This window comes from Azospirillum sp. B21 (genome assembly GCF_008364825.1).
Classification (GTDB): Bacteria; Pseudomonadota; Alphaproteobacteria; order Azospirillales; family Azospirillaceae; genus Azospirillum.
The window spans coordinates 56,230-75,865 of record NZ_VTTO01000016.1; the positions used below are offsets into that span (position 1 = coordinate 56,230).

Annotated in this window: 18 protein-coding genes and 1 riboswitch; of the genes, 8 read left to right on the forward strand and 10 right to left on the reverse strand. The window is 68.4% G+C overall.

What is annotated here, in order from left to right:
- Positions 1-44 precede the first annotated feature (44 nt).
- From cobW to FZ983_RS26720, 3 genes are read right to left on the reverse strand one after another with little or no spacing between them, the layout of a single operon-like run.
- Positions 45-1,106 carry a cobalamin biosynthesis protein CobW gene (gene cobW, locus FZ983_RS26710; protein WP_149227093.1) on the reverse strand — a complete coding sequence of 354 codons (1,062 nt, stop codon included), beginning with the start codon at positions 1,104-1,106 and terminating at the stop codon, positions 45-47.
- 13 nt (positions 1,107-1,119) lie between these two features.
- Complete coding sequence (locus FZ983_RS26715) at positions 1,120-1,881, reverse strand: CbtA family protein (protein WP_149227095.1); 762 nt, start codon at positions 1,879-1,881, stop codon at positions 1,120-1,122.
- A gap of 9 nt (positions 1,882-1,890) precedes the next feature.
- A complete protein-coding gene (locus tag FZ983_RS26720) occupies positions 1,891-2,079 on the reverse strand; it encodes a CbtB domain-containing protein (RefSeq protein WP_149227097.1) in 189 nt (62 codons plus the stop codon).
- A 44-nt stretch (positions 2,080-2,123) separates the two neighbouring features.
- Positions 2,124-2,351, reverse strand: a riboswitch (cobalamin riboswitch).
- A 343-nt stretch (positions 2,352-2,694) separates the two neighbouring features.
- On the opposite strand from FZ983_RS26720, the gene FZ983_RS26725 reads away from it, so the two are divergent.
- The 8 genes from FZ983_RS26725 to FZ983_RS26760 all read left to right on the forward strand — a co-directional run bounded on the left by FZ983_RS26725 (position 2,695) and on the right by FZ983_RS26760 (position 11,125).
- A complete protein-coding gene (locus FZ983_RS26725) occupies positions 2,695-3,462 on the forward strand; it encodes an ABC transporter ATP-binding protein (protein WP_085092200.1) in 768 nt (255 codons plus the stop codon).
- A complete protein-coding gene (locus FZ983_RS26730) occupies positions 3,455-4,177 on the forward strand; it encodes an ABC transporter ATP-binding protein (RefSeq protein ID WP_149227099.1) in 723 nt (240 codons plus the stop codon). Before FZ983_RS26725 ends, FZ983_RS26730 begins: the two co-directional genes overlap by 8 nt.
- A gap of 152 nt (positions 4,178-4,329) precedes the next feature.
- Complete coding sequence (locus tag FZ983_RS26735; protein ID WP_149227101.1) at positions 4,330-5,538, forward strand: ABC transporter substrate-binding protein; 1,209 nt, start codon at positions 4,330-4,332, stop codon at positions 5,536-5,538.
- Positions 5,539-5,782: 244 nt separating this feature from the next.
- A complete protein-coding gene (locus tag FZ983_RS26740) occupies positions 5,783-6,670 on the forward strand; it encodes a branched-chain amino acid ABC transporter permease (RefSeq protein WP_149227103.1) in 888 nt (295 codons plus the stop codon).
- 36 nt (positions 6,671-6,706) lie between these two features.
- Entirely contained in the window at positions 6,707-7,648 is a 942-nt protein-coding gene (locus FZ983_RS26745; RefSeq protein ID WP_247884001.1) for a branched-chain amino acid ABC transporter permease, read from the forward strand.
- Positions 7,649-7,977: 329 nt separating this feature from the next.
- On the forward strand, positions 7,978-9,444 hold the full coding sequence (locus FZ983_RS26750; protein WP_149227107.1) for a sigma 54-interacting transcriptional regulator: 1,467 nt from the start codon (positions 7,978-7,980) through the stop codon (positions 9,442-9,444).
- Positions 9,445-9,557: 113 nt separating this feature from the next.
- Complete coding sequence (locus FZ983_RS26755; protein ID WP_149227109.1) at positions 9,558-10,370, forward strand: IclR family transcriptional regulator; 813 nt, start codon at positions 9,558-9,560, stop codon at positions 10,368-10,370.
- A 92-nt stretch (positions 10,371-10,462) separates the two neighbouring features.
- On the forward strand, positions 10,463-11,125 hold the full coding sequence (locus FZ983_RS26760) for a MarC family protein (RefSeq protein ID WP_149227111.1): 663 nt from the start codon (positions 10,463-10,465) through the stop codon (positions 11,123-11,125).
- A 34-nt stretch (positions 11,126-11,159) separates the two neighbouring features.
- Here the strand turns inward: FZ983_RS26760 and paaK are convergent, their stop codons facing one another.
- From paaK to paaE, 7 genes are all read right to left on the reverse strand, one after another.
- Complete coding sequence (gene paaK / locus FZ983_RS26765) at positions 11,160-12,485, reverse strand: phenylacetate--CoA ligase PaaK (protein ID WP_188092526.1); 1,326 nt, start codon at positions 12,483-12,485, stop codon at positions 11,160-11,162.
- Between the two features lie 74 nt (positions 12,486-12,559).
- Entirely contained in the window at positions 12,560-13,768 is a 1,209-nt protein-coding gene (pcaF, locus tag FZ983_RS26770) for a 3-oxoadipyl-CoA thiolase (RefSeq protein ID WP_149227113.1), read from the reverse strand.
- A gap of 68 nt (positions 13,769-13,836) precedes the next feature.
- Entirely contained in the window at positions 13,837-14,271 is a 435-nt protein-coding gene (gene paaI / locus FZ983_RS26775) for a hydroxyphenylacetyl-CoA thioesterase PaaI (RefSeq protein ID WP_149227115.1), read from the reverse strand.
- A complete protein-coding gene (gene paaH, locus FZ983_RS26780) occupies positions 14,268-15,932 on the reverse strand; it encodes a 3-hydroxyacyl-CoA dehydrogenase PaaH (protein ID WP_149227118.1) in 1,665 nt (554 codons plus the stop codon). The genes paaI and paaH overlap by 4 nt, the downstream gene beginning before the upstream one ends.
- On the reverse strand, positions 15,932-16,741 hold the full coding sequence (paaG, locus tag FZ983_RS26785) for a 2-(1,2-epoxy-1,2-dihydrophenyl)acetyl-CoA isomerase PaaG (RefSeq protein ID WP_247883993.1): 810 nt from the start codon (positions 16,739-16,741) through the stop codon (positions 15,932-15,934). The genes paaH and paaG overlap by 1 nt, the downstream gene beginning before the upstream one ends.
- Entirely contained in the window at positions 16,738-18,417 is a 1,680-nt protein-coding gene (paaN, locus tag FZ983_RS26790) for a phenylacetic acid degradation protein PaaN (protein WP_149227120.1), read from the reverse strand. The genes paaG and paaN overlap by 4 nt, the downstream gene beginning before the upstream one ends.
- Positions 18,418-18,445: 28 nt before the next feature.
- Positions 18,446-19,525, reverse strand: coding sequence for a 1,2-phenylacetyl-CoA epoxidase subunit PaaE (paaE, locus tag FZ983_RS26795; RefSeq protein ID WP_149227122.1), 1,080 nt, complete (start codon positions 19,523-19,525; stop codon positions 18,446-18,448).
- Between the last annotated feature and the right edge of the window lie 111 nt (positions 19,526-19,636).

Sequence of the window (19,636 nt, forward strand, 5' to 3'; positions counted from 1 at the left end):
GGGGAGGTTAGGTGGGGGTCTAACTCCGCACCATATTCGGCCCCTTACCCAACAACCGCCCGCGTCACCGCGTCACGATCCAGCCCGGTCTCGCCGATCACCACCAGGCGGCTGCGGCGCTCCTCGCCGGGCTTCCACAGGCGGTCGTAGTGGGTCTGGATGCGGGTACCGACGCCCTGGACCAGCAGGCGCATCGGCTTGCCGGGCACGTCGATGAAGCCCTTCAGGCGCAGCACGCCATGCAGGCCGGCGACCTGCTCCAGCGTCATCGCCAGACGGGCGGGATCGGGCTGCGGCGGCAGCTCCACCACGAAGCTGGTGAAGTCGTCGTGGTCGTGGCCCTCTTCATCGTCATGGTGGCTGGGACGGTTGGCGAGGTCGTCCTCCACCGCCGCACCGACGCCCAGCAGGACCAGCGGATCGACGGCCCCCTGGGAAGCGCGCACCAGCTTGGCGTCGCGGCCGACCGTGTGACTGAGGGCGCCGCGGATCAGTTCCTCGACACGGGCGAGGTCGCCGTCGGCCAGCAGATCGGTCTTGTTGACGACGATCAGGTCCGCGCAGAGAAGCTGATCCTCGAACACCTCTTCGATCGGCGTTTCGTGATCGACGGTGCCGGCGGCGTCGCGCTGGGCCTCCAGCGCCGCGGGATCGGGGGCGAAACGGCCCTCAGCGGCGGCGGAGGCGTCGACCACGGCGATGACGCCGTCCACCGTGACCCGGGTCTTGATCGCCGGCCAGTGGAAGGCCTGGACCAGCGGCTTCGGCAGGGCAAGGCCGCTGGTCTCGATGATGATATGCTCGGGCGGCTGCGGCCGGGCCAGCAGCTTTTCGATGGCCGGGACGAAGTCGTCGGCGACGGTGCAGCACAGGCAGCCGTTGGCCAGCTCGATCACGTCGTCTTCGGTGCAGGTCGGGTTGCCGCAGGCGCGCAGGATGTCGCCGTCGATGCCGACATCGCCGAACTCGTTGATGATCAGGGCCAGCCGCCGGCCGTCGGCCTTTTCCAGCAGGCCGCGGATCAGCGTGGTCTTGCCGGCGCCGAGAAAGCCGGTGATGACGGTCGCCGGAACCTTGCCGGCGGCCGTCTTGGAAACTGCGGACATGGGACGTAACTCCTTAACGCGCGCCGGGCTGGGTCCGCAGGGCCGGGCGGTGCTCGGCCTCGCCGACCAGTCCGCTCATCAGCCAGCCGCAGACCGCGCCCAGGATCGCCCAGAACAGGGCGGCGCTGCCCAGCGAGGCGGTGACGAAATGGGCGGCCAGCTCCGGCGGGACGGCGCCTTCGGCACTTTCCGGATGAGGCGCGCCGACCAGATGGGGCATGGCAGCGGCCAGGACGGCGGCGGCGATGACGAAGCGGTTGCGGGCGAAGGCGAGCGCGGCCATGCCGACGCCGGCCCCGGCCGCTGCGGCCAGCCACCAGAGCTGGCGCAGCTCCAGATCGGCCCCGGCCATGCCCGGCAGTTCCGGCGGCAGACCGAAGGAGGGCGCCAGCGACACGGCGACGAAACCGCCGGCCCCCCACACCAGCCCGCGCCGCGCATCGACCGGCCGGCCGGCCAGCAGCATCGCGGCCGACAGCAGCAGCGCATAGGCGACGCCGGTCAGCAGGTTGGAGGCGATGGTCAGGCCGATGCGCTGCATCGCCTCGTCCAGCGTGGTGGGCACGCCTTCGCCGACCTCGCGCACCGGGCCATGCTGGTGGGCCGTCTCGGGGGCGGAGGCGGGGGCGGAAGCGGCAGGCGGGGTCACCACTTCGTATTTCTCGGCTTCGAGGATCAGCGGGACGGTCGTCGCCTGCTGAACGACGGAAGCGGCCGTGCCGGAGAGCACGCCCGCGACCAGGGCGGCTGTGAACAGCCGCCGGATCAGATCCATGACCCTGGCTTAGTGGCAGGGGAACGCGAAGGAGTGACGGGCATCGTGAGCCGCGTCGTGGATCTGCTGCGGCTGGGCGAAGCCGACGCCGTACAGCAGGAAGCTGCCCAGCAGGATCGCGGCGAAGGCGGCGACCGCGGTCTGGGCGGCGCTGCGGGTCGCGGAACCGGCTGCAGTGTGGAGCGAACGCGTGGTCATGGAACAAAATCCTTGCTGTCCCGCCACACCCGGCGGGGTTGGGAAAGGTCGACGTGTCCGCCGGCAGGTTTCCTGGCTCGCGGGTCGTGGCATCGCCGTCCGCCTTCCCGGCCCCGAAAGGGACCAGTGGCATGATGGACGGGACGCTCGCCGCACACAGTTGCGGGGGCAGCCGCGGCCTTGGACCCCGTGCAACGGAGATCCGCACCGCATTCCCTATTATCCCCGCCGCCCGTCAGGACGGGCAGGGCACCGTCGGACGGCCACCATTGCAGTGCGGTGCCGATTTGGCAAGTCCGCAATATGGCGTCGGCCACACGGACGATCTTGCGCGCCGACATTTTGGATGGTGTCATGTTTGGCGGACAGAGTGTCCGCGATTCCGACACTTTCCGGTGCCAGGGTCCGGAGCGGGGAGAGGGAGGCGGAGGCGAATCCGCGGAGAAACAATGGGTCCAAGGGCCCGAGCGAAGCGAACCCTGCCGTGGCACGCTTCGTGCGTACAACAATCGGTGAAACGTCCCGCCGCATGGCGGCCCCCGGGCCGGGAGCCCGGATATAAGCCCCGGGCACAAGCCCGGACATAAGGACGAACGGGAGGAGAATTCGCGACCGATGAACGCCGCACCGAACGACGACATCATCCTGGAAGCGCGCAATCTGACGAAGGAGTTCAAGGGCTTCGTGGCGGTGAAGGAGGTGAACCTGCAGGTTCGCCGCGGCACCATCCATGCGCTGATCGGCCCGAACGGCGCCGGCAAGAGCACGGTGTTCAACCTGCTGACCAAGTTCCTGACGCCCACGCGCGGCCAGATCCTCTACAAGGGCCGGGATATCACCCGCACCAAGCCGGCGGACATCGCACTGATGGGGCTGGTCCGCTCCTTCCAGATCTCGGCCGTCTTCCCGCACCTGAGCGTGCTGGAGAATGTCCGGGTGGCGCTGCAGCGGCCGCTCGGCACCAGCTTCCATTTCTGGAAGTCCGAATCGTCGCTCTACGACCTGCACGACCGGGCATTGGAACTGATCGAGGCGGTGAACCTCACCCCCTGGGCCGGCCACACCGCCGCCGAGTTGCCCTATGGCCGCAAGCGTGCGCTGGAGATCGCCACCACCCTGGCGCTCGACCCGGAGGTGATGCTGCTGGACGAACCGCTGGCCGGCATGGGTCATGAGGACATCGAGGGCACCGCGGCGCTGATCAAGCGCGTCGCCGCCGACCGCACCGTGCTGATGGTGGAGCACAACCTGTCAGTCGTCGCCCACCTGTCGGACACCATCACCGTGCTGCGCCGCGGCGAAATCCTGGCGGAGGGACCGTACGAGGTCGTCTCCAAGAACCCGCAGGTGATGGAAGCTTATATGGGGACCGGACATGCCTGACGGGATGCAGACGAAGACTGCGATGCTGGAGATCGCCGACCTGCACGGCTATTACGGCGAAAGCCATGTGCTGCACGGCGTCAGCCTGGAGGTGCGGCAGGGCGAGGTGGTGACGCTGCTGGGCCGCAACGGCGCCGGCAAGACCTCCACCATGCGCGCCATCATGGGGATCATGGGCAAGCGCACCGGCTCCATCCGCTTCCAGGGGCAGGAGCTGATCGGCATGGCGCAGCACAAGATCCCGCGGCTGGGCATCGGCTATGTGCCGGAGGAACGCGGCATCTTCTCCTCGCTCAGCGTGGACGAGAACCTGACGCTGCCGCCGGTGGTGAAAGAGGGCGGGATGACGATCCCGCAGATCTACGACCTGTTCCCCAACCTGAAGGGCCGTGGGAGCACCCAGGGCACGCGGCTGTCGGGCGGCGAGCAGCAGATGCTGGCGATCGCCCGCATCCTGCGCACCGGCGCCACCATGATCCTGCTGGACGAGCCGACCGAGGGTCTGGCCCCGGTCATCATCGAGCAGATCGGCGTGGCGGTGCGGGCGCTGAAGGCGCGCGGCTTCACCATCGTGCTCGTGGAGCAGAACTTCCGCTTCGCCGCCACCATCGCCGACCGCCATTACGTGATGGAGGAGGGCCATGTGGTGGACATGATCCCCAACGACCAGCTCGAAGCCAACATGGACAAGCTCCACACCTATCTCGGCGTGTAACCCGTCCAGCCTTCCGATCATTCCCGGCACCGACGCCGTCCCGCTCCAGTCGAGAGCGGGGCGGCGGGCGGCCGGAGCTTTGCCCGATTACGGCCGCAGGTTTCCGCAACGGGGACCGGCCGACAATAAATCCAAGAGGGAGAGACCTTCCGATGCGCACGCTTCTTCTCGCCGGCACCGCCCTGCTGACGCTGGCAGGGACCGCAATTCCGGCCGCGGCCCAGGTGTCGGACAACGTCATCCGCATCGGCGTGATGAACGACCGCTCCGGCATCTACGCCGATCTGGCCGGCGAGGGGTCCGCCATCGCCGCACGGATGGCGGCGGAGGAGTTCGGCAACAAGGTCGCCGGCGCCCCCGTCGAAATCGTCGTCGCCGACCACCAGAACAAGGCCGACATCGCCGCGTCGAAGGCGCGCGAGTGGGTGGACACCGGCGGCGTCGACGTGATCGCCGACGTGCCGAACTCCGCCGCCGCGCTGGCGGTTCAGGGCATCACCAAGGACAAGAAGCGCATCTTCCTGATGTCCGGCCCGGGTGCGACGGCGCTGAGCGGTGCGCAGTGCAGCCCCTACGGCTTCCAGTGGACCTACGACAACTACGCCATGGCCGCCGGCACCGGCCGCGCCCTGTACGAGCAGGGCAAGAAGAAGTGGTTCTTCGTGACCGCTGACTACGCCTTCGGCCAGTCGCTGGAGGAAGAGACCACCAAGATGGTCAAGTCGCTGGGCGGCACCATCTCCGGATCGGTGCGCCATCCGCTCGGCACCTCCGACTTCTCGTCCTTCCTGCTGCAGGCGCAAGGCTCCGGAGCCGACGTGATCGGGCTGGCGAACGCCGGCGGCGACACCGTCAACGCCGTCAAGCAGGCGGCGGAATTCGGCATCACCCAGTCGGGCCAGAGCCTGGCCGGCCTGCTGATGTTCATCACCGACGTGAATGCGCTGGGGCTGCAGTCGGCCCAGGGGCTGATGCTGACCACCGGCTTCTATTGGGACATGGACGACCAGACCCGCGAATGGTCGAAGAAGTTCGAGGCCAAGGCCGGCAAGAAGCCGACCATGGTGCAGGCCGGCGTCTACTCGGCGGTGAAGCATTACCTGAAGTCGGTCGAGGCGGCGAAGACCGACGACGCCGACAAGGTGACCGCCAAGATGCGCGAAATGCCGGTCGAGGACATGTTCGCCAAGAAGGGCAGGATCGCTGCCAACGGCCGCATGATCCACGACATGTATCTGGCCCAGGTGAAGACCCCGGCCGAGTCGAAGGGGGCCTGGGACTATTACAAGATCGTCAAGACCATCCCGGCCGACACGGCGTTCATGGACCCCAAGCAGAGCGGCTGCGCGCTGGTGAAGTGAGGGGGCGTCGGAGTTAGACCCCCACCCTAACCCTCCCCCGCTCTCAGCGGACCTACGGTCCGCCTGCCGCGTCAGCACAAAGCGGAGCTTTGTGCGAGAGCTGGGCGGGGGAGGGGACAAGCGCTGATACAAGAGAGTGGCGGCAGTCCCTCCCCCGCCCAGCGGGGGAGGATAGGTGGGGGCATTCGAAGCCGATAATTCCCACCCAGAAGAACAACAACCACGAACCGGGAGAGACGCGGATATGTTCAGCCTGCTGGGAGTTCCGCCCCAAGTCCTGTTCGGGCAGCTTCTGCTCGGCCTGATCAATGGTTCCTTCTATGCGCTGCTCAGCCTCGGGCTGGCGGTGATCTTCGGCATGTTGAACGTCATCAACTTCGCCCACGGCGCGCTCTACATGGTCGGCGCCTTCGTGGCGTGGCTGCTGCTGACCTATCTCGGGCTCGGCTACTGGTGGGCGCTGGTGCTGGCGCCGCTGGCGGTCGGGCTGCTGGGCATCGCGCTGGAGAAGTCGATGCTGTCGCGGCTGTACAAGCTGGACCATCTCTACGGCCTGCTGCTGACCTTCGGGCTGGCGCTGATCCTCGAAGGGGCGTTCCGCCACCAGTACGGCGTGTCGGGCCAGCCCTATCCGATCCCCGCAGCCCTCCAGGGCGGGCAGAATCTGGGCTTCATGTTCCTGCCGAACTATCGCGCCTGGGTGGTCGTCGCCTCGCTCACCATCTGCTTCGGCACCTGGTTCGCCATCGAGCGGACGAAGCTGGGCGCCTATCTGCGCGCGGCGACGGAGAATCCGACGCTGGTCCAGGCCTTCGGCATCAACGTGCCGGTGATGGTGTCGCTGACCTACGGCTTTGGCGTGGCGCTGGCCGGGCTGGCCGGCGTGCTGGCGGCGCCGATCTATCAGGTGTCGCCGCTGATGGGGACCAACCTGATCATCATCGTCTTCGCGGTGGTGGTGATCGGCGGCATGGGCTCCATCCTGGGGGCCATCGTCACCGGCCTCGGGCTGGGGCTGCTGGAGGGATTGACCAAGGTCTTCTATCCGGAGGCCTCCAACATTGTCGTGTTCGTCGTGATGGCGATCGTTCTTCTCATCAAGCCCGCGGGCCTCTTCGGACGGGAGCGCTGATCCATGACCGTCGCCAGCAACGCCACCACCATCGCCATGCGCGGGGCCTCCCGCGGCACCGGCACCGTCCTGATCGCCGCCCTCCTGCTGGCGGTCGCCATCGCGGCACCCTTCGTGCTGTATCCCGTTTTCCTGATGAAGGTGCTGTGCTTCGCGCTGTTCGCCTGCGCCTTCAACCTGCTGATCGGCTTCGCCGGCCTGCTCAGCTTCGGCCATGCCGCCTTCTTCGGCGGCGCCGCCTACATCGCCGCCCATACGGTGAAGGTCTGGGGCTGGGCACCGGAGTTCGGCCTGCTCGCCGCCACTGCGGTGGCCGGAGCGATGGGGCTGGTCTTCGGCCTGATCGCCATCCGCCGGCAGGGCATCTATTTCGCCATGATCACGCTGGCGCTGAGCCAGATGATCTTCTTCCTGGCCTTGCAGCTGCCCTTCACCCATGGCGAGGACGGTATCCAGGGCGTGCCGCGCGGCACCCTGTTCGGGCTGTTCGACCTCAACCAGCCGCTGACCATGTACTACACCGTGCTGGCGATCTTCCTCGGCGGCTTCGCCCTGATCTGGCGTACCGTCCATTCGCCCTTCGGGCAGGTGCTGAAGGCGATCCGCGAGAACGAGCCGCGCGCCGTTTCGCTCGGCTACCGCACCGACCGCTACAAGCTGGTCGCCTTCGTGCTGTCCGCCTCGCTGGCGGGCCTTGCCGGCGGGACCAAGGCCATCGTCTTCCAGCTCGCCAGCCTGACCGACGTGACGTGGCAGATGTCGGGCGAGGTGGTGCTGATGACGCTGCTGGGCGGCATGGGCACGCTGCTGGGTCCGGTGGTCGGCGCCGGTCTGGTGGTGACGCTGGAAAGCTATCTCGCCGCCACCAGCCTGCCGGTGCCGGTAGTGATCGGCTGCATCTTCGTCGTCTGCGTCCTGGTCTTCCGCCGCGGCATCGTCGGCGAACTGTTGCACCGGCTGCCCAAGCGGGGGCACTGAGTCCGCCGTCCATTTCCGCGTACTCCCCCAGGGGGGACCGAAAGGTCCCCCTCTTTTTCCTTTCTCCTACCCGCGTGGGTTGAAAATCACGAAGAAGAGAGAGGGTATGGCGGAGGATGTAGAGAACAGGTCCGGGTTGCCTTTTTAAAAAGCGTCCCGGCTTGCGGTGCCGTCAAGCTCTGGTCTGATGAACGGGTGCGGATCGTCCTCGCGTACCCGATCGATCCCGTGTGCCTTCCCTTTAATCCGACGGATGGGCTACTATGTTGACCTCTGATATTGTTGGCAAATTGCGTTGCAATGCAGCAGGCTCCAAAGCCGGCGCCGCAATGGGCCTCGACACCGGGACGACGAAGATCGGTCCCGTCTGGGAGGGTGACGTGGGCGACACCGTCGATTTCGAAGCGTTGCGCCAGCGCGCGGTGCACTCCCTGTTCGAACACCTGGAATCCATGTGCGTCGGCGCCGTCGCGGTCGACCACAATGGCCGCATCGCCTGGATGGACGAGAAATACAAGGCGCTGCTGGGCGTTCCCGGCGATCCGCGCGGCCGGCAGGTGGAGGACGTCATCCCCAACAGCCAGCTGCGCCGGGTGATCGACAGCGGCCAGCCCCAGCCGCTGGACATCATGGAGTTCGGCGACCGGTCCTTCGTGGTGACGCGGATGCCGCTGTTCGGCACCGACGGCTCGATCATCGGCGCCATCGGCTTCGTGCTGTTCGACCGCGCCGAGTATCTGCGTCCGCTGGTCCGCAAATACGAGAAGATGCAGGAGGAGCTGACCCGCACCCAGCAGGAGCTGGCGCATGAGCGCCGGGCCAAATACTCCTTTTCGCAGTTCCTCGGCGCCAGCGAATCGATCCGCGAGATCAAGCGTCTGGGCCGCCGCGCCGCGCAGATGGACAGCACCGTGCTGCTGCTGGGGGAGACGGGGACGGGCAAGGAGCTTCTGGCACAGGCCATCCATTCCGCCAGCCCGCGGGCGTCCAAGCCCTTCGTCGGCGTCAATGTCGCAGCCATTCCAGAAACCCTGCTGGAGGCGGAGTTCTTCGGCGTCGCCCCCGGCGCCTACACCGGCGCAGACCGCCGCCACCGCGAGGGCAAGTTCCAGCTCGCCAACGGCGGCACCCTGTTCCTGGACGAGATCGGCGACATGCCGCTGCCGGTGCAGGCCAAGCTTCTGCGCGTGTTGCAGGAGCGCGAGATCGAGCCGCTGGGCTCCAACAAGGTGGTGCGGGTCGATGTCCGCATCATCGCCGCCACCAGCCGCGACCTGCACGCTCTGGTGCGGGAGAAGCAGTTCCGCGCCGACCTTTATTACCGGCTGAATGTGGTGCCGATCACCCTTCCGCCGTTGCGCGACCGGCCGGAGGACATCGAGAGCATCGCCGATCGCATTCTGGAGCAGTTGGCGATCCAGCAGGGCACGCCGCCGCGCGAGCTTCTGGAATCGGCGGTGCAGGTGCTGCGCGACTATGACTGGCCCGGCAATGTCCGCGAGCTTTACAACACGCTGGAACGGGTGGTGGCGCTGACCGACGCGCCGATCCTGACCGCGCCGCACATCCGCAGCGTGCTGCCCGGCATGCAGCATCCGGCCGGCGCCTCGGCGCTGCCGCTGGCGGCGGGGGCGCGGCCGTTGCAGGAGGTGCTGCACGCCGCCGAACGCCACGCCATCGCCGCTGCGCTGGAGGAGGCCAACGGCGTCAAGGCGCGGGCGGCGAAGCTGCTGGGCATTTCGCGCGCGTCGCTGTACGAACGCATGGTGACGCTGGGGCTGGGGGCGACGCAATAGGCGCCGGTGCGGATCGGCGGGTATAAATTTCGCATCGTGAAACGTTGTTTCATTGACGTGCCGGCCAGCCGCTGGCAGGATCGTCCCGCGATGTTTTGCGGGAGGATAGGGTCATGCGCAGGCGGGAAGAGGCTCTGGTCGCCGACGATCTGGCGGAGGACGAGAAGGACCCGCGCTTCGTCACGGCGCTGGCCCGCGGGCTGGAACTGCTGCGCGCCTTTCGCCGCAACGAATCGATGCTGGGCAACCTGGAGCTGGCACAACGCACCGGCCTGCCCAAGCCGACGGTGTCGCGGCTGACCTACACGCTGGCCAAACTGGGCTATCTCGCCTACGACCAGAACACCGGCAAATACCGGCTCGGCACCTCGGTGCTGGCGCTGGGCTATGCCAGCCTGTCGGGCATGGGCATCCGGCAGGTGGCGCGTCCGCTGATGCAGGACCTGGCCGACCAGACCGGCCTTGCCGTGGCGCTGGGCGGGCGCGACCGGCTGAGCATGATCTATCTGGAATGCTGCAAGGCGACAGGTCCGATCACCCTGTCGCTCGACGTCGGCTCCCACATCAAGCTGTCGACCACCGGCATGGGCCGCGCCTATCTGGCCGCCCTGCCGGAGGCGGAGCGCGCGCCCTTGATGGCGAAGCTGGAGGAGCATGAGGGGGAGCGCTGGCCCGAGATCCGCGACGGCATCCTCCAGGCCATCGAGGATTACCGGACGCGCGGCTACTGCCGCTCCATCGGCGCCTGGAAGTCGGAGGTGCATGCCGTCGGCGTTCCCTTCGTGCCGCGCGACGGATCTCAGGTGCTGGCCTTCAACTGCGGCGGGCCGGCCTTCATGGTCGATCTGCAAAAGCTGGAGGAGGAGTTCGCGCCGCGGCTGGTGGCGATGGTCCGGCGGATCGACGCGACGCTGTTCAACGGGTGAGCCGGGTGAGGCAGGGGGCGGCAACGCCGCTCTTGCCAGCATTGTCCCGTCCCAGCTAACTGTTCGGACAGCCGACCGACAGCCCGGATCCCATGCTCGACAGCTTCCTGCTCGCCTTCACCGCCCTGTTCTCCATCGTCAATCCGCTCGCGATGGCGCTGATTTTCAGTCAGGTGACGGCGGACAGCAGTCCGCGTGACCGGGCGCGGCTGGCCGGGCTGGTCAGCCTCTATTCCGCCATCGTCATGCTGACCGCCTTGTGGGCGGGCGCCTATGTGCTGAACTTCTTCGGCGTGTCGATGGCGGCACTGCGGATTGCCGGCGGCTTCGTGGTGGCGGAACGGGCCTGGGCGCTGCTGACCGCGCCCGAACGGCACGAGGCGCGCAAGCAGGAGCAGGCGGCCCCGACCGGCGATAACGACCGGCTGGCCGAATCGGCCTTCTTCCCGATGACGATCCCCTTCACCACCGGACCGGGCACCATTTCGGTCGCCATCGCACTCGGCTCCACCCGGCCGACGCGCGGGGCCGGCGGGCTGATGGAGTTCTTCATCGGCATGTCGGGGGCGGCGCTGGCGATCGCCGCGCTGATCTGGCTGTCCTACCGCTCCGCCGACCGCATCGTCGCCTTCCTGGGTCCGACGCGGGTGCGGGTGCTGACGCGGCTGTTCGCCTTCCTGCTGTTCTGCGTCGGCGTCCAGATCCTGCTGACCGGTGTTCTGGACGCCTTCCCGCTGCTGTCGCAAAAGGGCTGAGTTCTCTCCCTCTCCCGGGGGGGAGAGGGCATCATCAAGCCTTCGGACGCAGGTCCTGCACGCGCTTGGCCTTGCCGATGGAGCGGGCGATGCCGCCGGGCTCGACGACATCGACGCGGGTGCTGATGCCGATCAGCGACTTGATCGAATGCTGCAGATGCTTGGCGTGGCCGTCCCATTCCGACGGATGGACGCCGTCATGCATTTCCACCCGGACGGCGAGGTTGTCCATGTGGCCGTCGCGGCTCACCACCAACTCATAGTGTGGGGCCAGCGCCGGGATCTTGCAGATCAGCTCCTCGACTTGGGTCGGGAAGACGTTCACGCCGCGGATGATGAGCATGTCGTCGGAGCGGCCGGTGATCTTGTCCATCCGCCGCATGCCCCGCGCCGTCGGCGGCAGCAGCCGGGTCAGGTCGCGGGTGCGGTAGCGGATGACCGGCATGCCCTGCTTGGTGAGCGTGGTGAAGACCAGCTCGCCATAGGAGCCGTCGGGCAGAACCTCGCCTGACTCTGGGTCGATGATCTCGGGATAGAAATGGTCCTCCCAGATCACCGGGCCGTCCTTGGTCTCGACGCATTCGGACGCCACGCCCGGACCCATCACCTCCGACAGGCCGTAGATGTCCACCGCGTGGATGTTGAAGGTGCGCTCGATCTCCTCGCGCAGTGCGCCGGTCCAGGGTTCGGCGCCGAAGATGCCGACGCGCAGGCTGGTGCTGCGCGGGTCGATGCCCTGGCGGCGCATCTCGTCGGCGATGTTCAGCATGTAGGACGGCGTGACCATGATGATGGTCGGCTTGAAGTCCTGGATCAGCTGGACCTGCTTCTCGGTCTGGCCGCCCGACATCGGTACCACGGCGCAGCCCAGCCGTTCCGCCCCGTAATGGGCGCCGAGGCCGCCGGTGAACAGGCCATAGCCGTAGGCGATGTGCACGATGTCGTTGCGCGTGCCGCCCGCCGCCCGGATGGAACGGGCGACGACCTCCGACCACACGTCGATGTCGCCCTTGGTGTAGCCGACCACCGTCGGCCGCCCGGTGGTGCCGCTGGAGGCATGGACGCGCACGATGTCCTCCATCGGCACGGCGAACATGCCGTAGGGATAGGCGCGGCGCAGGTCGTCCTTCACGGTGAAGGGGAACAGCGCCAGATCCTTCAGTTCCTTGAAGTCGTCGGGATGGACGCCCTTCGCCTCGCACTTGGCGCGGAAGGATTCGACGTTGGCGTAGGAATGGCGGAGCGACCATGCCAGCCGCTCCGTCTGCATCGCGACGATCTCGTCGCGGCCGGCGAACTCGTAGCGGTCCATGCCGGCTTTCGCGCCCTGGTTAACGCCGGTATCGGTCATGATGGACATGGTGCGCTTCTCCCTTCGTACTGATGCCCGGCGCTTGACGGCCGGTGTTGGCCTTATTCGATGCCGATTTTCGTTCAGACCCGCTCCACCATCATGGCGATGCCCTGGCCGACGCCGATGCACATGGTGCAGAGCGCACGGGTCGCCTTGCGGTCCTCCAGTTCCATCACCGCGCTGGCGACCAGACGGGTGCCGCTGGCGCCCAGCGGGTGGCCCAGCGCGATGGCGCCGCCATTCGGGTTCACATGCTCGGCGTCGTCGGGCAGGCCCAGCATGCGCAGCACGGCGAGGCCCTGGGCGGCGAAGGCCTCGTTCAGTTCGATCACGTCGATATCGCCGATGGAAAGGCCGAGGCGGGCCAGCAGCTTCTGCGTCGCCGGGGCCGGGCCGATGCCCATCACGCGCGGGGCGACCCCCGCCACCGCGGTGCCGACGACACGGGCGCGCGGGGTCAGGCCATAGCGCTTTACCGCATCGGCCGATGCCACGATCACCGCGGCGGCGCCGTCATTGACGCCCGACGCATTGCCGGCGGTGACGCTGCCGCCCTCCTTGCGGAAGGGAGTGGAGAGCTTGGCCAGCGCCTCCAGCGTCGTGTCGGGGCGCAGATGCTCGTCGGCGGCGATGATGGTCGGTTCGCCCTTCCGGCGGGGGATGGAGACGGGGACGATCTCACGGGAGAGACGGCCGGACTCCTGGGCGCGGCCGGCGCGCTGCTGGCTGCGGACGGCGAAGGCGTCCTGGTCGGCGCGGGAGATATTGTGGTCGGCGGCGACGTTCTCCGCCGTCTCCGGCATGCTGTCGATGCCGAACTTTGCCTTCATCAGCGGATTGACGAAGCGCCAGCCGATGGTGGTGTCGAAGATCTCCGCCTGCCGCGAGAAGGCGCTGTCGGACTTGCCCATGACGAAGGGGGCGCGGGTCATGCTCTCCACCCCGCCGGCGACGATCAGCTCTGCCTCGCCCGCCTTGATGGCGCGGGCGGCCATGCCGATGCTGTCCATGCCGGAGCCGCAGAGGCGGTTGACCGTGGTGCCGGGCACCGTCTCGGGCAATCCGGCCAGCAGCGCGGCCATGCGGGCGACGTTGCGGTTGTCCTCGCCGGCCTGGTTGGCGCAGCCGAGGATCACGTCGTCGACGGCGGACCATTCGACGCCGGGGTTGCGCTCCATCAGCGCCTTCAGCGGCACCGCGGCGAGGTCGTCCGGGCGCACCGGGGCCAGCCCGCCGCCGTAACGGCCGAAGGGGGTGCGGACGGCATCGCAGATGTAGGCTTCACGCATGGTTCGCTCCGAAAACAAACAGATGGGGATCGTGGGCCTGGCCGCCAGGGGCAGCGCCTTCGATGGCTTCAGGCCACCGGAATCACGGTCCCTGCGATGCGCGCCGACTGGCCGCGGAACAGGCCGACCACCGTGCCGTCCTGTTTGGTAACGGTGACGTCGTAGACGCCGGAGCGGCCGCGCTTGTGGACCTCCCGGCATTCGGCGGTCAGCACGTCACCCAGCTTGGCCGGGGCCGGAAAGGTGATGGAGCAGCCCGCGGCCACCGTCACCTCGTTCGCCGCGTTGCAGGCATAGGCGAAAGCGGTGTCGGCCAGCGTGAAGGTCATGCCGCCATGGCCGATGTCGTGGCCGTTCACCATGTCCTTGCGCACGGTCATCGACATGCGGGCATAGCCGGGGGCGATCTCCAGCAGTTCGATGCCGTGGGACTGGGCGCAATGGTCGCGCTCGTACATGCCGCGGCCGACCGCTTCGGCGAGGGATTGGGGGTCGATGGTCATAGGGTCGGCTCCTTACCCCCTCTCCCCCCCGGGGAGAGGGTTGGGGTGAGGGGGATGCGCGGCGTGGTGTCGGTGGTGGCGTTGGGGTTTCCGCTGCTTGTGAAGCCACGCGGTGCGACCCCCTCACCCTGACCCTCTCCCCGGGGGGGAGAGGGAATAAGGCTTGCGGAGATTTTGCGGCGCAGCAGGGCGGACGCGCGGTAGCGGTCTTCGCCGTAGGTGCGGGCCAGCGCGTCGAGCACGGCCAGCACATGGGGCAGGCCGATGCGGTCGGCCCAGGCCAGCGGACCCGCCGGGTAGTTCACCCCCTTGATCATCGCGATGTCGATGTCGGCGGCGCTGGCGACGCCTTGCATCGCCGCGTCCGCCGCCTCGTTGGCGAGCATGGCGACGGTGCGCATCACCACCAGACCGGGGACGTCGTCGATCACCGACACCGCCTTGCCCAGCGCCTGGAACAGCCCGGCGGCGACGGCGACCGCCTCAAGCGGCGTGCCGTCGGCGGGGGCCAGCGCCACGCGGGTGGCCTTGGCGTAATCGAGCGCGAGGTCGAACAGCACCAGCGGGGCGATGCCGTTCTCGGCAGCGCGGGCGGTGGCGGTGCGGCCGTCGGTCAGGGCGAGCGTGACGCCATCCACGACAAGAACGCCGGAGCCGGCGGTCTCCTCGACGGCGATGCCGGCCTCGCGCAGCAGCCCGACAAGCGATGCGGCGGGGCCGAGGTCGCCCTGCACCAGCACGCGGTCAGGTTTCGCGGCCGGCTCGGCGCTGCGCGGCACCGGCTTGGCGGCGCCGGGGCTGTGGTCGTAGAAGCCGTGGCCGGTCTTGCGGCCGAGACGTCCGGCCTCCACCAATTCCTGCTGGATCAGCGAGGGCTGGAAGCGCGGGTCGCCGAAATAGGCGGCGTGGACCGAGCGGGTGACGGCGAAGTTCACGTCATGGCCGATCAGGTCCATCAGCTCGAACGGCCCCATGCGGAAGCCGCCGGCCTCGCGGGCGATGGCGTCGATGGTGGCGGGATCGGCAGCCTGCTCCTGCACCAGCCGCAGCCCCTCGGCGTAGAAGGGGCGGGCGACCCGGTTGACGATGAAGCCGGGGGTGGAGCGGCAGCGCACCGGGCTCTTGCCCCAGGCCCTCGCCGTGTCGAACAGCGTATCGAGCACCGCCGGATCGGTGGCGAGCCCGCTGACGATCTCCACCAGCGCCATCAGCGGCGCCGGGTTGAAGAAATGCAGGCCGGCCAGCCGTTCCGGACGCTGCACCCCGGCGCCGATGGCCGTGACCGACAGCGACGAGGTGTTGGTGGCGAGGATCGCGTCGGCGTCGACGATGCTCTCAAGCTCCGCGAACAGGCGGCGCTTGACGTCGAGGTCCTCGACGATGGCCTCCACCACCAGCCCGGCGGGGGCAAGGTCGGACAGGCCGTTCACCGCGCGCAGCCGGTCCACGGTGGCGTCGCGCTCCGCCGCCGTCCGCTTGCCCTTCTCCACCAGCGCGGTCAGCGCCCTGGCGATGGACTCGACGGCGGCTAGCGCAGCGCCGGGGCGGGTATCGACCAGCAGGATCGGGTGGCCGGCCTGCGCCGCGACCTGGGCGATGCCCTGGCCCATGGCGCCGGCCCCGACCACCGCGACGGTGACGGAGGGATCGAGCGCCGCCATCACCGCCCCTCGAACTTCGGCGCGCGCTTCTCGACGAAGGCGGCGACGCCCTCGCGATAGTCATGCGTGCGTCCGGCCTCGCGCTGGAGATCGCGTTCCAGGTCGAGCTGGGTGTCGAGATCGTTGGCGGAGGAGGCGTTGAGCGCCTGCTTGATGAGGGCCAGACCGCGCGTCGGCTGGGTGGCGAGCTGGCGGGCGAGCGAGCCGGCCTCCGCCATCAGCTTGTCGTCGTCCACCGCCTTCCAGATCATGCCCCAGGCCTCCGCCTGCTCGGCCGAGACCTTGTCGCCCAGCATGGCGAGGCCCATGGCGCGGGCATGGCCGACCAGACGCGGCAGGGTCCAGGTGCCGCCGCTGTCGGGGATCAGCCCGATCTTGCAGAAGGCCTGGATGAAGCTGGCCGAGCGCGCCGCGAGAACGATGTCGCAGGCCAGCGCGATGTTGGCGCCCGCCCCGGCGGCGACGCCGTTCACCGCGCAGACCACCGGCATCGGCAGGGCGCGCAAGGACCGGACCAGCGGGTTGTAGTTGGTCTCGATCGACACGCCGAGGTCCGGACCCTGGGCGCCCGGCGCGACGGCGCGGTCGGACAAATCCTGCCCGGCGCAGAAGCCGCGGCCGGCGCCGGTCAGCAGCAGGCAGCGCACGGCCTTGTCGTCGCGCACCTCGCCGACGGCCTCGCGCAGCTCCTCATGCATCGCCGCGGTGAAGCTGTTCAGCCGGTCGGGCCGGTTCAGCGTGATGGTGGCGACGCCGTCGGCGATGTCGAGGAGGATGGTCTTGTCGGTGGTCCCCATAGTCTCGTTCATTGGGCGGCCTCCAGAACCGGGACGCGGCTCTGCACCACGCGGAAGCGGTTGGCGACGAAGGCGAGGTCGCACAGCGCGGCATTGGCCGCCGGGTTGGCGCCGGTGCCGTGGAAGTCGCTGAAGGCCGCCGACTGGTTGACGAAGACGCCGCCGGTCAGGTTGACCGACAGGGCGACGCCGGCCTCGACGAACAGGTCGGTCGCCTGCTCGATCAGCTGCGGGTCGGTGCTGTAGAGGCCGGTGGTCAGCGCGCCCTTGGTGCGGGTCAGGCGGGCCGCGCGCTCCAGGCTGTCGGCGGTGCTGTCGGTCTTCACGATGATGGAGATCGGGCCGAACAGCTCATGGCCGTACTTGTCCTCGTCGGCCGCATCCATGGTCAGGATCAGCGGGGTGCGGATGCGGGCGTCGGGGAATTTCGGATGGGTGATGGCGCGCGACGGCAGCACGACGGTGCCGAGCTTCGCCGCCTCGTCGATGCGGGCCAGCGTGGCGTCGGACTGGATGGCGCCCAGCACCTCCACTGCGCGCTCCGGGTCCGACAGGAACTTGTCGACGCCGCCGGCGAGCGCCGAGACGACCTGATCGAAGCTCATGCGGTCCGGGCCGGCCTGGATGCCGTCCTTGGGCACGAAGATGACCTGGGTCGTCGTGCACATCTGGCCGGAATAGAGGCTGAGCGTGAAGGCGAGGTTGCGCACCATGCCCTTGGGGTCGTCGGTGCCGTCGATGACCACCGTGTTGACGCCGGCCTTCTCGGTGTAGACCTGGGCCTGGCGGGCGTTCTGCTCCAGCCAGTCGCCGAAGCCGGTCGAGCCGGTGTAGTCGATCACCGCCACTTCCGGCCGCAGGGCCAGATCCTTGGCGACGGTGTCGCCGATGGCCAGCGTGACGAGGTTGGGATCCAGCCCGCACTCCGCCAGCACTTCGCGGGCGATCTTCACGGTGATGGCGAGCGGCAGGATGGCGGTGGGGCCGGGCTTCACGATCACCGCGTTGCCGGTGACGAGGCTGGCGAACAGGCCGGGATAGCCGTTCCAGGTCGGGAAGGTGGCGCAGCCGATGACCAGCCCGACGCCGCGGCCGACCACCTCGAAACGCTTGTCCATCACCAGCGGCGGGTTCTTGCCCTGCGGCTTCTCCCAGCGGGCGGCCGGGGTCTGGTCGGTCATCGCCTTCCAGCCATAGGCGACGGCCTCCAGCCCGCGGTCCTGGGCGTGCGGGGCGCCGGCCTGGAAGGCCATCATGAAGGCCTGACCGGTGGTGTGCATCACCGCATTGGCAATCTCGAAGCTGCGGGCGTTCAGCCGCTTCAGGATTTCCAGGCAGACGCCGGCCCGGCCGTTCGGCCCCGCCTTGCGCCAGCCCGGCATCGCCGCCTTGGCCGCCTTCACCAGCGCATCGACGTCCGACACCGGATAGGTGATGCCGAGGTCGAAGCCGAAGGGCGAGCGCTCGCCACCCACCGTGCCGGTGACTCCCGGCTGGTCCAGTTCGAAGGGCTTGTCGCGGTAAGCTGCGAAGGCCGCCTCGCCATCGGCCGCCGCCGTCTCGCCATAGGCGCGCGGGCTCGGCATTTCGGGGAAGGCCGACCAGTAGGCGCGGCTGCGGCAGGCCTCGACGGCCTTCTGCAGCGTCGCCTCGTGCGTCTCGAACAGGCTCTGCGGGGTGGTGGTCATGGCGGGGCGTTTCCTTATTGTCGTTGGATCAGGCGGCGTCGAAATCGATGACGACCCGTTCGGTCAGCGGGCGCGACTGGCAGGTCAGGACATAGCCGGCTTCGACTTCCCACGGTTCCAGGGAGTAGTTCTCGGCCATCTCCACCTTGCCTTCGCGCACCTTGGCGCGGCAGGTGCAGCAGACGCCGGACTTGCAGGAATAGGGCAGGTCGGCGCCATGCCGGTGCGCGGCGTCGAGGATGCTCTCGCCGTCGTAGGGCAGCGTGAATTCCTTGCGCTTGCCGTCCTGGAGGATGGCGATGGTCGCGGCATCGGTGGGGGTGTCGGTCGCCACCTTCCTGACTGCGGGCCGCGCGGAAGTCGTGGTGCCGAACAGTTCGACATGGATGTTGGCAGGCGGAGTGCCGCAGGCGGCCAGCGTATCGCGCACCTCCTCCACCATCGGCTGCGGGCCGCAGAGGAAAGCGGCGTCGATGTCCTCCGCCTTGAGCGGACCGGCGCACAGTTCGCGGACCAGACCGGCGCCGATGCGACCGCCCAGCAGCCCGGCCTCTTCCGGTTCGCGGCTCAGCACATGGTGGATCACCAGCCGGCCGATGTAGCGGTTCTTCAGGTCCTCCAGCTCTTCCCTGAAGATGATGGAGGTGACGGTGCGGTTGCCGTAGACCAGCACGAAGCGGCTCTTCGGCTCCTGCGCCAGCACGGTCTTCAGGATCGACATCACCGGGGTGATGCCGCTGCCGGCGGCGAAGGCGACGTAGGTGCGCGCCGCAGTGGGGTCGATGGGGGTGTGGAAGCGCCCCATCGGCGTCATCACCTCCAGCACGGCGCCCGGCGCCAGCGACTGGTTGGCGTGGGTGGAGAACAGGCCGCCGTCGACCTTCTTGACCGCCACACGCAGTTCGCCCTCGCCCACGCCGGAGCAGATGGAGTAGGAGCGCCGCACCTCCTCGTCCCCTATATGGGTCTTGAGGGTCAGGTATTGGCCCTGGACGAAGCGGAAGCGATCGGCGAGATCGGCCGGCACGTCGAAGGCGATCGACACGGTGTCCGCGGTCTCCCGCCGGCACTCGCGGATGGTCAGCGGGTGGAAGCTGGGGGTGGTCATGGGGTGGTCCTCGGTCGGGCCGGTGGAGTGGTCGTCGCACTTGCCCCCACCCCAACCCTCCCCCGCTCTCGGCGGACCAAGGGTCCGCCTGTCGCGTCAGCACAAAGCGGA

Bases quoted from the DNA above. Each gene is read 5' to 3' on its own strand.
- cobW (WP_149227093.1), bottom strand. From the start codon at position 1,106: ATGTCCGCAGTTTCCAAGACGGCCGCCGGCAAGGTTCCGGCGACCGTC.
- FZ983_RS26715 (WP_149227095.1), bottom strand. From the start codon at position 1,881: ATGGATCTGATCCGGCGGCTGTTCACAGCCGCCCTGGTCGCGGGCGTG.
- FZ983_RS26720 (WP_149227097.1), bottom strand. From the start codon at position 2,079: ATGACCACGCGTTCGCTCCACACTGCAGCCGGTTCCGCGACCCGCAGC.
- FZ983_RS26725 (WP_085092200.1), top strand. From the start codon at position 2,695: ATGAACGCCGCACCGAACGACGACATCATCCTGGAAGCGCGCAATCTG.
- FZ983_RS26730 (WP_149227099.1), top strand. From the start codon at position 3,455: ATGCCTGACGGGATGCAGACGAAGACTGCGATGCTGGAGATCGCCGAC.
- FZ983_RS26735 (WP_149227101.1), top strand. From the start codon at position 4,330: ATGCGCACGCTTCTTCTCGCCGGCACCGCCCTGCTGACGCTGGCAGGG.
- FZ983_RS26740 (WP_149227103.1), top strand. From the start codon at position 5,783: ATGTTCAGCCTGCTGGGAGTTCCGCCCCAAGTCCTGTTCGGGCAGCTT.
- FZ983_RS26745 (WP_247884001.1), top strand. From the start codon at position 6,707: ATGCGCGGGGCCTCCCGCGGCACCGGCACCGTCCTGATCGCCGCCCTC.
- FZ983_RS26750 (WP_149227107.1), top strand. From the start codon at position 7,978: ATGGGCCTCGACACCGGGACGACGAAGATCGGTCCCGTCTGGGAGGGT.
- FZ983_RS26755 (WP_149227109.1), top strand. From the start codon at position 9,558: ATGCGCAGGCGGGAAGAGGCTCTGGTCGCCGACGATCTGGCGGAGGAC.
- FZ983_RS26760 (WP_149227111.1), top strand. From the start codon at position 10,463: ATGCTCGACAGCTTCCTGCTCGCCTTCACCGCCCTGTTCTCCATCGTC.
- paaK (WP_188092526.1), bottom strand. From the start codon at position 12,485: ATGTCCATCATGACCGATACCGGCGTTAACCAGGGCGCGAAAGCCGGC.
- pcaF (WP_149227113.1), bottom strand. From the start codon at position 13,768: ATGCGTGAAGCCTACATCTGCGATGCCGTCCGCACCCCCTTCGGCCGT.
- paaI (WP_149227115.1), bottom strand. From the start codon at position 14,271: ATGACCATCGACCCCCAATCCCTCGCCGAAGCGGTCGGCCGCGGCATG.
- paaH (WP_149227118.1), bottom strand. From the start codon at position 15,932: ATGGCGGCGCTCGATCCCTCCGTCACCGTCGCGGTGGTCGGGGCCGGC.
- paaG (WP_247883993.1), bottom strand. From the start codon at position 16,741: ATGAACGAGACTATGGGGACCACCGACAAGACCATCCTCCTCGACATC.
- paaN (WP_149227120.1), bottom strand. From the start codon at position 18,417: ATGACCACCACCCCGCAGAGCCTGTTCGAGACGCACGAGGCGACGCTG.
- paaE (WP_149227122.1), bottom strand. From the start codon at position 19,525: ATGACCACCCCCAGCTTCCACCCGCTGACCATCCGCGAGTGCCGGCGG.